11 protein-coding genes, 1 tRNA gene and 4 pseudogenes are annotated in these 11,942 nt (G+C 69.2%); 8 read left to right on the top strand and 8 right to left on the bottom strand.

Going from position 1 to position 11,942, the window contains the following annotated elements:
• Window positions 1-2 precede the first annotated feature (2 nt).
• Window positions 3-149, top strand: a pseudogene (locus tag OG385_RS17415) (integrase); the annotation flags it as partial.
• A 459-nt stretch (window positions 150-608) separates the two neighbouring features.
• Here OG385_RS17415 and OG385_RS17410 read toward each other — a convergent pair.
• From OG385_RS17410 to OG385_RS17400, 3 genes and pseudogenes are all read right to left on the bottom strand, one after another.
• A pseudogene (locus OG385_RS17410) lies at window positions 609-722 on the bottom strand (transcriptional regulator); the annotation flags it as partial.
• Entirely contained in the window at window positions 719-988 is a 270-nt protein-coding gene (locus OG385_RS17405; protein WP_353963167.1) for a DUF6879 family protein, read from the bottom strand. The gene OG385_RS17405 and the pseudogene OG385_RS17410, both read right to left, overlap by 4 nt.
• A complete protein-coding gene (locus OG385_RS17400; protein ID WP_266855554.1) occupies window positions 976-1,419 on the bottom strand; it encodes an arsenate reductase ArsC in 444 nt (147 codons plus the stop codon). The genes OG385_RS17405 and OG385_RS17400 overlap by 13 nt, the downstream gene beginning before the upstream one ends.
• An 89-nt stretch (window positions 1,420-1,508) precedes the next feature.
• On the opposite strand from OG385_RS17400, the gene OG385_RS17395 reads away from it, so the two are divergent.
• The 4 genes and pseudogenes from OG385_RS17395 to OG385_RS17380 form a co-directional block, all read left to right on the top strand.
• A complete protein-coding gene (locus OG385_RS17395) occupies window positions 1,509-1,817 on the top strand; it encodes a helix-turn-helix transcriptional regulator (RefSeq protein ID WP_266855553.1) in 309 nt (102 codons plus the stop codon).
• A complete protein-coding gene (gene arsB / locus OG385_RS17390) occupies window positions 1,814-2,926 on the top strand; it encodes an ACR3 family arsenite efflux transporter (RefSeq protein ID WP_323183786.1) in 1,113 nt (370 codons plus the stop codon). Before OG385_RS17395 ends, arsB begins: the two co-directional genes overlap by 4 nt.
• A pseudogene (locus OG385_RS17385) lies at window positions 2,923-3,051 on the top strand (NAD(P)-binding protein); the annotation flags it as partial. The gene arsB and the pseudogene OG385_RS17385, both read left to right, overlap by 4 nt.
• A 10-nt stretch (window positions 3,052-3,061) precedes the next feature.
• A pseudogene (locus OG385_RS17380) lies at window positions 3,062-3,499 on the top strand (flavoprotein); the annotation flags it as partial.
• Between the two features lie 250 nt (window positions 3,500-3,749).
• Here OG385_RS17380 and OG385_RS17375 read toward each other — a convergent pair.
• Window positions 3,750-3,823, bottom strand: a tRNA-Thr gene (locus OG385_RS17375).
• Between the two features lie 181 nt (window positions 3,824-4,004).
• Here OG385_RS17375 and OG385_RS17370 point away from each other — a divergent pair.
• The 3 genes from OG385_RS17370 to OG385_RS17360 all read left to right on the top strand — a co-directional run bounded on the left by OG385_RS17370 (window position 4,005) and on the right by OG385_RS17360 (window position 6,650).
• On the top strand, window positions 4,005-5,138 hold the full coding sequence (locus OG385_RS17370) for an ABC transporter ATP-binding protein (RefSeq protein ID WP_266855552.1): 1,134 nt from the start codon (window positions 4,005-4,007) through the stop codon (window positions 5,136-5,138).
• Between the two features lie 216 nt (window positions 5,139-5,354).
• Window positions 5,355-5,768, top strand: coding sequence for a hypothetical protein (locus OG385_RS17365; protein WP_266855551.1), 414 nt, complete (start codon window positions 5,355-5,357; stop codon window positions 5,766-5,768).
• A gap of 135 nt (window positions 5,769-5,903) precedes the next feature.
• Window positions 5,904-6,650 (top strand): nucleotidyltransferase family protein, encoded by a 747-nt coding sequence (locus tag OG385_RS17360; protein ID WP_266855550.1) that lies wholly within the window; start codon window positions 5,904-5,906, stop codon window positions 6,648-6,650.
• A gap of 107 nt (window positions 6,651-6,757) precedes the next feature.
• On the opposite strand, the gene OG385_RS17355 is transcribed toward OG385_RS17360, so the two are convergent.
• From OG385_RS17355 to OG385_RS17340, 4 genes are all read right to left on the bottom strand, one after another.
• A complete protein-coding gene (locus OG385_RS17355; protein WP_266855549.1) occupies window positions 6,758-8,392 on the bottom strand; it encodes a DoxX family membrane protein in 1,635 nt (544 codons plus the stop codon).
• A 343-nt stretch (window positions 8,393-8,735) separates the two neighbouring features.
• Window positions 8,736-9,692, bottom strand: coding sequence for a 23S rRNA (guanosine(2251)-2'-O)-methyltransferase RlmB (gene rlmB / locus OG385_RS17350; RefSeq protein WP_266855548.1), 957 nt, complete (start codon window positions 9,690-9,692; stop codon window positions 8,736-8,738).
• A gap of 96 nt (window positions 9,693-9,788) precedes the next feature.
• A complete protein-coding gene (cysS, locus tag OG385_RS17345) occupies window positions 9,789-11,189 on the bottom strand; it encodes a cysteine--tRNA ligase (protein WP_266855547.1) in 1,401 nt (466 codons plus the stop codon).
• 177 nt (window positions 11,190-11,366) lie between these two features.
• Window positions 11,367-11,771: a PPOX class F420-dependent oxidoreductase gene (locus OG385_RS17340; protein ID WP_266860939.1), complete on the bottom strand. Its 405-nt coding sequence runs from the start codon at window positions 11,769-11,771 to the stop codon at window positions 11,367-11,369.
• Window positions 11,772-11,942: the final 171 nt, after the last annotated feature.

Genomic DNA, 11,942 nt, shown 5'->3' with positions numbered 1-11,942 from the left:
GGCTGAAGGTGCACCGCATTCTGTCGCGGGCTCTGAAGATTGCACACCGGTGCCGGATGATCGTGGAAAACGACGCCACCCTTGTGGATCCACCAGCCGTGGATGAGACCGAGGCGACCCTCTTCACCATGGAGGAGGCCAAAGCGTTTTACGGCACCGATCAAGTGGCCCTGCAGGCGGTTGCGGACGGACAGAATGCCGATTGCGGCGAGGGGTACCCATGCGGCTGCCCCGGTTTCGATCACGGTGGGGAACACGGCCCCCGAGTAGGCACGGAAGAGGTAGCGAAAGCCGACCTTGATGCGAGGGCCGTATTCGGGCTCGGCTCTGGTGACGTCGACCAGGAAGGGGCCCTCGCTGCCGGGTTCGGTCCAGAGGTCGCGGATCTCGGCGGGATAGCCGTGGATGTAGCGCGAGAGTTCCTTGACGATCTGGTCGTCTCCGACGCTCACGGGGTATCCCGTGTGTTCCGGCGGGTGTAGATCCCCAGAAGCCTCTGCGTGAGGCCGCGTCCTTGAGGTTGGCGAAGACACCGAAGGACGGGGTCTCCGGGGTCGGCCGGTTCTTGTAGTCGAGGAGCCCGTATCCCTTGCGCAGCAGCGCCCGCAGCCCAGGAGCGCGGCCAACGCCCGCTTGGTGAGTCCGGCTTCGCTCCGGATGTCGCGCAGGCGTTGGCCAAGGGCCTTGCGTGCTTCCTGGACGCTCGAAGATGGCGAGGTCATGTCGCTGAGACGGTGCTGATCGCCGTGCCAGAGCCGGAACTCGGCGTGTGGCGTGCGGCCTGCGGCGTGGCACGCTGCCACACGGCCTCGAAGGCCGCTTCCCAGAGCTTCGCCAAGTCCGGTGCTTCGCTGAGCTCCAACTCCAGCTCCACGTTCCCGCCCTCACCGTCGAGATGGTTGACGAGTACGACGCGGGAGTCAAACAGCCAGAAGTCGTTCCCGGGCAGAGCGATGTCGGTGGCTTTCCGGCGGCTCAGCCACCGCACCTGCTCACCGGCGGCGATCCGTCCGGGGAAATCTCGTTGATCAATCCCTCGACCAGCGTCTTGATCTCGTCGCGGATGGGGCGCACGGCTGCGACGCCCTGTCCGGCCGGGTCTTCGAGCTGCCAGTCGACGTAGCGCTTGCCGGGGAAGACGGGGCAGGTGTCACCGCATCCCATCGTGATACAGACGTCCGACTCCTTGACCGCATCGACGGTGAGGATTTTCGGGGTCTCGGCAGAGATGTCGATACCGACCTCGGCCATCGCCTCGACGGCAGCAGGGTTCACCGCATCGCCGGGATGGGACCCGGCCGAGCGAACCTCGACGCGGTCTCCCGCGAGATGGGTCAGCCAGGCGGCTGCCATTTGGGAGCGACCCGCGTTGTGGACGCAGACGAACAGGACGGACGGCTTGCCAGGAGTCTCAGGCATGGGGGCTCTCTCGTCTCACGATGGCACCAGCCACCACTGACATCAGCGCATGCTGGCATCAGCAGGCACTGATGTGAGAGTATCAGCGCATGCTGACTTCAGTCGATCCTGATGTGATCCGGGTGCTGGGCGATCCGCTCCGCCTTCGGATCGTGGCCCTGCTGGCGCGGGAGACGCTCTGCATGACACACCTGGTCGAGGAGACAGGTGCGAAGCAGACCAACCTGTCCAACCACATGAAGGTGCTGCGCGAGGCCGGCTTGGTGGAGACCGAACCCTGCGGGCGGTTCGTCTACTACAAGCTCCGCCCCGAGGTCCTGGCCGGCCTGTCCGAGCAGTTCGCCGACCTGGCTGCCTCTGCTCGTACTGCCGTCGCGAACAAGAGGGCCTGTCCGTGACCTCCGCTGAACCGACCACCACCGCACCGCCCCAGGGGGACGGCGACGGCTCGATCGTCGCCAAGCTCTCCACGCTCGACCGTTTCCTGGCCGTGTGGATCCTCATCGCCATGGCGCTCGGGCTGGGCCTGGGGCGCCTGATCCCCGGCCTGAACGACGCACTGGCCAAGGTCGAGATCGGCGGAGTCTCGCTGCCTATCGCCGTCGGCCTGCTGATCATGATGTACCCGGTCCTGGCGAAGGTCCGCTACAACAAGCTGGATTCGGTCACCGGCGACAAGAAGCTCATGGTGTCCTCGCTGGTCATCAACTGGATCGTGGGCCCGGCCGTGATGTTCGCGCTGGCCTGGATCTTCCTGCCGGACCTGCCGGAGTACCGCACCGGCCTGATCATCGTCGGCCTGGCCCGCTGCATCGCCATGGTCATCATCTGGAACGACCTGGCCTGCGGCGACCGTGAAGCGGCCGCCGTCCTCGTCGCCCTCAACTCCGTCTTCCAGGTCATCGCCTTCGGCCTGCTCGGCTGGCTCTACCTCGACCTGCTCCCCAAGTGGCTGGGCCTGGGCGACGGCCAGAGCCTCGACATCTCCCCCTGGAAGATCGCCCTGAACGTCGTCATCTTCCTCGGCGTCCCGCTCCTCGCCGGGTTCCTCACCCGCACACTCGGTGAGAAGAAGATGGGCCGCGAGCGCTACGAGACAGAGTTCCTGCCGAAGATCGGCCCCTGGGCGCTGTACGGGCTGCTCTTCACCATCGTGATCCTCTTCGCCCTCCAGGGAAAGACGATCATCTCGCAGCCGCTGGACGTCGTACGGATCGCAGCTCCGCTGCTCGTCTACTTCGGGATCATGTTCTTCGGCACCTTCCTCCTCGGGAAGGGCCTGGGACTGGCCTACGACCGCACCGCGACGCTGGCGTTCACCGCGGCGGGCAACAACTTCGAGCTGGCCATCGCGGTCGCCATCGCCACCTTCGGCGTCGCCTCCGGCCAGGCCCTCTCCGGCGTGGTCGGCCCGCTCATCGAGGTGCCCGTGCTGATCGGCCTGGTCTACGTCGCACTCGCCTGGCGCAAGAAGTTCGCTGCCGACGCGGTGACGGCGGCCCCGTGACACGCACGGTGGACGTGGTGGTGATCGGCGGCGGGCAGGCAGAACTCGCCGCCGGCTACCACCTGCGCCGCAAGAAACTCGACTTCATCATCCTCGATGCCCAGAACGAGCCGGGCGGCGCCTGGCCTGTCCGGGCTCCGCCTCGCCCTGGACGAGCGTCTCCAGGCCCCCGCTGAGCTCGCCCCGCTGATCGACCCGAACCAGCATTCCTGCGGCAGCGTCCACCCGCACGGCCACCGCGAACTGTCCCACCCCGAGACGGGGATCTACCTCGTCGGGATGAAGTCCTACGGCCGCGCCCCCACCTTTCTCGCGATGACCGGCTACGAGCAGGCCCGCTCCGTCACCGCCGCCATCGCGGGCGACACCGAATCCGCCGACCGCGTCGAACTCGCCCTCCCCGGAACGGGAGTCCGCGGCGGCGCCGGACTGTTCGACGAACCGGCCGCCGACCAGGCGAACGGAGGCGGCTGCTGCGCTCCGACGCCCACTCTGGTGCAGATCTGCGCTTCCGCGCCTGACACTGCCGTGGACGCCGACGAGCCGACCCCGTCCGGTGGCTGCTGCGCCTGACCAGCTGAGGTGGTGAGGGTATGCCGCAGGCCCGACCGGAGTCTCCGGTCGGGCCTGCGGCCATGTGCGGGATCAGGGACTGCGCCGCCGGGCGGCACAGGTCATCGGCCGGTTCGGCGGGTGCTCATCAAGGCGACGCTCCGCGCGTTCCCTCACGCGAGCGCTTCCACGGCGCCCCCGTCGTGCGGACCGTCGCGCCCCGAACATAAAAAACCCCAAGTCACGGGCTACGCGACCTGGGGTCCCACAGAGCCCCCTATCGGATTCGAACCGATGACCTACGCATTACAAGTGCGTTGCTCTGGCCAGCTGAGCTAAGGAGGCGTGTCGGAGCATTCTAACCGCAGTGCGGGCGTGACCTCGTCGGGAATTTGCCCGGCCCCGAACTACTGACAGACCGCAAACCGCCAGGTAGCGTCTCGTTGCAGTTCACCCGTGTGGACTACACCACTCACCTTTACTCGGATCGTCCGGCACGTTCCTGCCGGTGAAGGAGCGCACACCCATGGCAACAGTCACGTTCGACAAGGCCACCCGGATATACCCCGGATCCACCAAGCCCGCCGTGGACGCGCTGGAGATCGATGTCGAGGACGGCGAGTTCCTCGTCCTCGTCGGTCCTTCCGGCTGCGGCAAGTCGACCTCCCTGCGGATGCTCGCGGGTCTTGAGGACGTCAACGGCGGCGCGATCCGCATCGGTGAGCGTGACGTCACGCACCTTCCGCCGAAGGACCGCGACATCGCGATGGTGTTCCAGAACTACGCGCTGTACCCGCACATGACCGTCGCGGACAACATGGGCTTCGCGCTCAAGATCGCCGGGATCAACAAGACCGAGATCCGCGCCAAGGTCGAAGAGGCCGCGAAGATCCTCGACCTCACGGACTACCTGGACCGCAAGCCGAAGGCGCTCTCCGGTGGTCAGCGCCAGCGTGTCGCGATGGGCCGCGCCATCGTCCGTGAGCCGCAGGTCTTCCTCATGGACGAGCCGCTGTCGAACCTCGACGCCAAGCTCCGCGTCTCGACCCGTACGCAGATCGCGTCGCTCCAGCGCCGCCTCGGCATCACCACCGTCTACGTCACCCACGACCAGGTCGAGGCCATGACCATGGGCGACCGCGTCGTGGTGCTCAAGGACGGTCTGCTCCAGCAGATCGACTCCCCGCGCAACATGTACGACCGCCCCAACAACCTCTTCGTCGCCGGCTTCATCGGCTCCCCGGCCATGAACCTGGTCGAGGTCCCGATCACCGACGGCGGTGTGAAGTTCGGCAACAGCGTCGTCCCGGTCTCCCGTGAGGCGCTCGCCGCCGCGGCCGACAAGGGCGACACCACGGTCACGGTCGGCGTCCGTCCCGAGCACTTCGAGGTCGTCGAGCACGACGAGGTCCCGAAGTCGCTCGCCAAGGACAGCGCCGACGCCCCGGCCGGTCTGGCCGTCGCCGTCAACGTCGTCGAGGAACTCGGCGCCGACGGTTACGTCTACGGCTCCGCCGAGGTCAACGGCGTGGACAAGGACCTCGTGGTCCGTGTCAACGGCCGCAAGGTCCCGGACAAGGGCACCAAGCTCCACGTCGTCCCGCGCACCGGCGAGATCCACGTCTTCTCGACCTCGACCGGCGAGCGCCTCAGCGACTGAGACTCTCCTCGGCGACTGACGGATCACCCACGCGCTGCGGCCCCGCCCTCCCTCACCCGGAGGTGCGGGGCCGCAGCGCGTTCCCGGTAAACACCCCGGCAGAGCGGGCATTTCACAGCGGTCCGTCAACACCTGATTCGAAAAGCAAACTCGAACCATCCCCCGCACGAGTGACTAAATGTCGCCAAATCATCACCGCCCGCTACGCTCCACAGCGTGACCCACACAGCCCGCCGAATCGGCCGAACTCTCGCACTCGTCCTGCCCGTCGTCCTGGTTCTCTCCGGGACGCTCGCGGTCACCCGCGTCCCGTGGGCAGGCACCTCCAACGGCTCGCAGATGCTGACCGCCTCCACCAAGGAGGTGTCGGTGCGCGCCAAGACCCGTACCCCGCAGGACATTCTGCGCGACAAGCTCCTCACCGAGCTCCAGGAGAAGGATCCGGGTAAGGCGCTCACACACCTCCAGCGCGAGGTCGAGAGCCGGCCGTCCCTGGCGAGCCACTGCATGTCGATCGCCCGCTCGCTGGGCCGTGCCGCCGTCGAGCGGTACGGGCCGACGCGCGCCCAGTCGTTCTCCCGCCCGGTCTGCGACACCTCCTTCGCGTACGGAGTCGCGCACCAGCACTGACTCCACCCACACCCGGGTACGGCTCGGTCCGTACGAATCGGTCCGTACGAATCGGTCAAGTACGGACGTCCGCCCGGTACCGACGTCGGCTGAGCACCGACGTGATGAGGCGCACCAGGTCGTAGGGTGCGCCTCATGACGACGACCGCTGATCCTCACGCACACGCGCTGCCCACGCAGGCCGTGGTTCTGGCGGGCGGCCAGGGCTCCCGGCTGCGCCCGTACACCGACGACCGGCCCAAGCCGATGGTCGAGATCCCGGGCACCGGCACGCCGATCATCGGCCATCAGCTGGCCTGGCTGGCATCCGAAGGTGTCACCGACGCCGTCATCTCCTGCGGCCATCTCGCCGAAGTGCTCCAGGAGTGGCTGGATTCCACCGAGTTGCCCCTGCGGGTCACGACCGTCGTCGAGTCCGAACCGCTCGGCCGCGGCGGTGGTCTCAAATACGCCGCCGCACATCTGCCCCACCCCGACCAGCCCTGGTACGCGACGAACGGTGACATCTGGACGCGCTTCTCCCTGCGCGAGATGGCCGCCTTCCACACCGAGCGCGATGCCGTCGCCACGCTCGCTCTCGCCCGGCCCCGGATCCCGTGGGGCGCGGTCGAGACGGACCAGTTCGGGCATGTGCTGGACTTCATCGAGTCGCCCCCGTCGCCGTACCTCATCAACGCGGGCATCTACGTCTTCTCCGCGGGCTTCACGTCCCTTCTCCCGGACCGCGGCGACCACGAGCGGTCGACGTTCCCCCGGCTCGCCCGCGAGCGCAGGCTGGCCGGCTACCCGCTTCCGCACGGTGCGTACTGGCGGGCCATCGACACCGCCAAGGACCTCACCGAGGCAGCGAAAGAGCTCGGCAGCCACAACAGCCCCAACTGAGCTGCCGGGCCCGGCAATCCCCCGTACCGCGCCCGCCCGAACAGACACGGAGACAGCCACAGGTAAGGGGCGACCGCCTTTGCGATCGCCCCTTACTTACGCCTCCGTCAGCCGAGAAGGCCGCCGATCGGGTTCTTGTTGCTTCCCCCGCCGGACGAACTGCCTCCCGAGCCACCGCCCGACGTACCGGAGCCGCCACTGGCGCTGCCCCCGCCGGTGCTCGTCCCGCCCGACGCCGTGGGGCCCGCGCTGGTCGCTGCCGGGGGCGGCGGAGCCTGCTGCTGCTGTTGCTGCGGCTGCTGCTGGCCGGTGCCCTGAGTCGCGCTGGGCTGGTGCCGGCCCGTGGAGCCGACGGTCGCGCTCTCCCGGACCGTGCCCGGCGTCGACGACTTCGCCGAGGGATGTGCGGCGCCGCTCGCGGACGGTGCGGGCGCCCGCGACGTGCGCTGCTGCGACGGGCTGCCCGATGCGCCGGGCTCCTGCGGCAGCGGCTGTCCCGGCAGCCGGTTGGTGGGATCGGTGTTCGGACCCGGTACGGTCACGACCTCGGCGGAGCGCACGGCGCCGCCCAGCACCGCGCCGATGATCAGCGTCAGCCCCACGACCACCGAGGCGACGACGGCGCCGCGCCGCAGCACCCGTCGCCGCAGCTCGGCGAGTTCGGAGCGCGGACCGAGCGTGCGCCAGGCCTCGCCCGCGAGGCGGCTGTCGATCGAGTAGACCGGCGCGCCCGCGATGATCAGCGGCGACCAGGCGGCGAGGTAGATGATGTCCGGCGCGTCGTACACCGGGACGGTCCGCCAGCTGACCGTGACGACGAGCGCCGCGGAGAGCAGCGCGCCGAGGACCCCCGCGACCCGCTGCCAGAGTCCGAGTACGGTCAGCACCCCGACCACGACCTGCAGGAACGCGATGGTCAGCCCGGCGCCCACCGGATGCGACAGCGCGAAGTCACGGAGCGGGCTCGCCAGGGCCCAAGGATGCAGCGAGTGCAGCCACTTGACCATGGAGCCGCGTTCGCCGCCGTCGAAGTAGACGGGGTCGCAGAGCTTGCCCATGCCGGCGTACATCGAGATGAACCCGAGGAACACGCGGAGCGGGAGCAGCACCACGCCGAGGTTCATCCGGCGGTCGGGGTAGTAGGCGTGGCGGACGCCGTCCGAGCCGGACCGCTCGGTGTCCGTGCGGTTTCCGCTGCCGTCGGGGCCGTAGCCGAGGCCGTCGTCGAACGCGTCGTCGGCATCGTCACCGGTATCCGCGTACGGGCCGCCGGAGTAGCGCTCCTGCTCGTCGTACGCGCCGACGGCCCCGCGCATCCGGGGCAGCAACTGCGTGCCGGGGCCCTCTCCCCCGGGGCCGCGGCGCGGGGGGCCGTCCGCGCCGTCGACGTCGATACGGGGGATGACCTGGGTGGCTCCCGCGTCGTGGCCGGACGCGTAACCGACCTCCTGGACGCCGGAGTTCCGCACGGCCTGGAGAAGTCTGATGGCCCCGGTGTCGTCGGGGGCGGACTTCCCACTCCACACGACAGGCGCCCGGCGCCGCCCGCCCGCGCCGGAAGCCGCGGGGATCCTTGCCGTGTCCTTCAGGCCCGAACCGGCGGGCCGCAGAATCGAGTTCGGTGCGAGCTGCACCCGGAAGCTGGCGTGGTTGACGACGACCTGTGCGGGATCGCACGGCACCTTGACCATGCTCAGCGCGGGCAGGTCGTCGAACCCGGGTGTTCTGGTGTCCACGCTCATCTAACCGAGTGACACAGGTTTAGGACACTGCCTTGACACTCCGGATCTGTCCGCGACCCGTCAACAGGCGTTACCCGTAAGGCGAAGCGCCACCCGGCCGAGCGCCCGGCGGACCGCCCCTGCACTCAGGTACGGAGCCCCCACCAGCCGCAACAGCAGCCCCCTCCCGACAGCAGCCCACCCGGGCAGCCCACCCGGGACAACAGCGGCGACAACAGCGGCGGCAGCCACAACGGCCCGGTGCGCACCGTCCGTCGTGACGGACGATGCGCACCGGGCCGCGTTCTGGCTCTTCCCCGCTTGCGGTTCCGCTTGCGGTTCCGGTCCCGCTTCCGGTCCCGGATCAGGCCCGGCGGCGCGCCGCCTCGTACAGGACGATGCCCGCTGCCACACCCGCGTTCAGCGACTCCGCGCCGCCCGGCATCGGGATCCGCACCCGGTAGTCGCAGGTCTCGCCGACGAGCCGGCCGAGGCCCTTGCCCTCGCTGCCGATGACGATGACGACCGGGCCGCCCAGCGCCTCCAGGTCCTGCACCTCGTGCTCGCCGTCCGCCGCGAGGCCGACGACCGTGATGCCGGCCTTCTGGTAGCCCTCCAGCGCCCGCGTCAGGTTGGTGACCCGGGAGACCGGCGTACGCGCGGCCGTGCCCGCGGACGACTTCCAGGCGCCCGCCGTCATCCCGGCCGCCCGGCGCTCCGGGACGACCACGCCGTGGCCGCCGAACGCCGAGACCGAACGGACGATCGCGCCCAGGTTCCGCGGGTCGGTCACCCCGTCGAGGGCGACGATCAGCGGGTCCTCGTTGGCGTCGTACGCGGCGGATGTGAGGTCCTCGGGGTGCGCGTACTCGTACGGCGGGACCTGGAGGACGAGGCCCTGGTGGTTCAGGCCGTTCGTCATCCGGTCCAGCTCCGGGCGCGGGGCCTCCATCAGGTTGATGTTGCCGCGCTGCCCGGCGAGCTGGAGCGCCTCACGCACCCGCTCGTCGTTGTCGATGTACTGCTGTACGTACAGGGTCACCGCCGGGACGCCGTCGCGCAGCGCCTCGAAGACCGGGTTGCGGCCGACGACCATCTCGGACGTGCCCTTGACCCCGCCCCGGCGCGGCGCCGGGCGGCGGGCCGCGGCCTGCCGCGCCTGGGCGCCGGCGATGCGGTTCTTCTTGTGCCCCTTGCGTTCGGACGCGGGCGGCGTCGGCCCCTTCCCCTCCAGGCCGCGGCGTCGCTGGCCCCCGCTGCCGACCTGCGCGCCCTTCTTGTTGGACGTGCGGCGGTTCCTGCGCTGGCTGTTCCCGGCCATGACCTACCTGTTTCTCTGCTGCTCAGTACGTACTACGTATAGGAAAGTGTGCCGCGAACGGCGGCGCGGCGCTCACCGCGGGCGTCACGGCGGGCATCACCGCGGGCCGAGAGTCCACCGGGGACCGTTCTGCCCGTCCTCGATGACCAGGCCGGACTGCTGGAGCTGGTCGCGGATCGAGTCCGCGGTGGCCCAGTCCTTGCGGGACCTGGCGGCCTCCCGCTGTTCGAGCACGAGCCGGACGAGCGTGTCCACCGCCCCGTGCAGGTCCTCGCCGCGGTCCCCCTCGCCCGCCCACTGCTCGTCGAGCGGGTCGAGACCGAGGACACCGAGCATCGCCCGTACCTCGGCCAGTCTGGCGACGGCGGCTTCCTTGTCGTCGGCGGCCAGCGCGGAGTTGCCCTGGCGGACCGTGGTGTGCACGATCGCGAGCGCCTGCGGCACACCCATGTCGTCGTCCATCGCCTCGGCGAAGGCGAGCGGCACCTCGGCGGCCGGGGCGACCGGACCGCCGGCCTTCTCGATGACCCGCTGGACGAATCCCTCGATACGGGCGAAGGCCGACTCGGCCTCCCGCAGTGCCTCCTCGCTGTACTCGATCATCGACCGGTAGTGCGGGGTTCCCAGGTAGTAGCGCAGGACGATGGGGCGCCACTGCTTGACCATCTCGCTGACCAGCACGGAGTTGCCCAGCGACTTGGACATCTTCTCGCCGCTCATGGTGACCCAGGCGTTGTGCATCCAGTACGCGGCGAAGTCGTCGCCGTACGCCTTGGACTGCGCGATCTCGTTCTCGTGGTGCGGGAAGATCAGGTCGATCCCGCCGCCGTGGATGTCGAAGGCGCGGCCCAGGTACTTGTGCGCCATAGCGGAGCACTCCAGGTGCCAGCCGGGCCGGCCGGGACCCCACGGGGTCTCCCAGGAGGGCTCGCCGGGCTTGACGGCCTTCCACATGGCGAAGTCACGCGGGTCGCGCTTGCCGGTCACACCGTCCTCGGCGGGCTGGCGCAGCCCGTCCAGGTCCTGGTTGGAGAGCTGGAGATAGCCGTCGTACGAGCGCACGTCGAAGTAGACGTTGCCGTCGGCCTCGTAGGCGTGGCCGCGCTCGATGAGGACGCGCATCATCTCGATCATCTCGGTCACGTGACCGGTGGCACGCGGCTCGTAGGTGACCGGCAGGCAGCCGAGCACGTCGTACCCGGTGTTGAACGCGCGCTCGTTCTCGTAGCCGATCGACCACCAGGGGCGGTTCTGCTCCGCCGCCTTCTTGATGATCTTGTCGTCGATGTCCGTGACGTTCCGGATGAACGTGACGTCATAGCCGCGGTACGCGAACCAGCGGCGCATGATGTCGAAATTCAGCCCGGACCTGATGTGCCCGATGTGCGGGGCCGCCTGCACCGTGGCGCCGCAGAGGTAGATCGAGACACAGCCCGCGGTGAGCGGGACGAAGTCGCGGATCTGCCGGGCGCTGGTGTCGTACAGACGAATAGTCACTGCACCAGGGTAGTGGCCCCATACCAGTGCCCCGCGACCCTTTGGCCGACGGGGCAGGGAAGTGTGACGCAACAGTGCCCCGGAGCGCCCGTCCGGCAGCCGGTGAACAGCCGCTGAACGGGCGCTCGGGCGGGCACTTCCCCGGGAATCAGGCCCTTCTCCCCCGGGACCCGGGCGTCAGATGCGGCCGACGACCTTGCGCGGGGTGATCCTGACGACGACCCGAGGGGCGTCGTTGGCGGAGTCCGGGTTGAACTCGGCGTACGGCTTGCCCTGGTACTTCAGCGACAGCTCGTCGATCAGGTCCTGGCCGCCTTCGGTGGTGAGCGTCGCGGTGCCCCGGATCTCGGCGTACGAGTAGGGGGCGTCGGCGGGCTGCACCAGCACCGTGACCCGGGGGTCGCGGCGGAGATTCTTCTCCTTGCGGCGGTCGACCGTGGTCGAGATCAGGACATCGTCACCGTCCCGCTTCACCCAGACCGGGCTCACCTGGGGGCTGCCGTCGGGCTGGATGGTGGCGATGTTGACGAAGACGGGGCTGTCGAGGAGTTCCTTGAGCTTGTCGCTGAGTACGGCAGACACGGGCTTGGCCTCCGGTTCGCTGAACAGGGTGCGGAAGAGGGCGTGCGGAAGAGCTTGCGCCCCCATCCCTACCCCAAACAGCGCGGCCCTGTCCCGGCTTCCCGCCCGCGCCGCGCGGATCCACGGACCAGGGCCGGTCGTTACGTACGCACCACCAGGACGGTCGTTACG

Origin of the sequence: Streptomyces sp. NBC_01306 (assembly GCF_026340465.1) — a bacterium.
Lineage (GTDB): Bacteria > Actinomycetota > Actinomycetes > Streptomycetales > Streptomycetaceae > Streptomyces.
Note: the sequence above shows the minus strand (reverse complement) of the source record. Positions and strands in the feature narration are given on the sequence as shown.

Excerpts from the sequence above, each read along its gene's own strand:
- OG385_RS17400 (WP_266855554.1), bottom strand. The coding sequence starts at position 1,419 with ATGCCTGAGACTCCTGGCAAGCCGTCCGTCCTGTTCGTCTGCGTCCAC.
- OG385_RS17395 (WP_266855553.1), top strand. The coding sequence starts at position 1,509 with ATGCTGACTTCAGTCGATCCTGATGTGATCCGGGTGCTGGGCGATCCG.
- OG385_RS17370 (WP_266855552.1), top strand. The coding sequence starts at position 4,005 with ATGGCAACAGTCACGTTCGACAAGGCCACCCGGATATACCCCGGATCC.
- OG385_RS17360 (WP_266855550.1), top strand. The coding sequence starts at position 5,904 with ATGACGACGACCGCTGATCCTCACGCACACGCGCTGCCCACGCAGGCC.
- OG385_RS17355 (WP_266855549.1), bottom strand. The coding sequence starts at position 8,392 with ATGAGCGTGGACACCAGAACACCCGGGTTCGACGACCTGCCCGCGCTG.
- rlmB (WP_266855548.1), bottom strand. The coding sequence starts at position 9,692 with ATGGCCGGGAACAGCCAGCGCAGGAACCGCCGCACGTCCAACAAGAAG.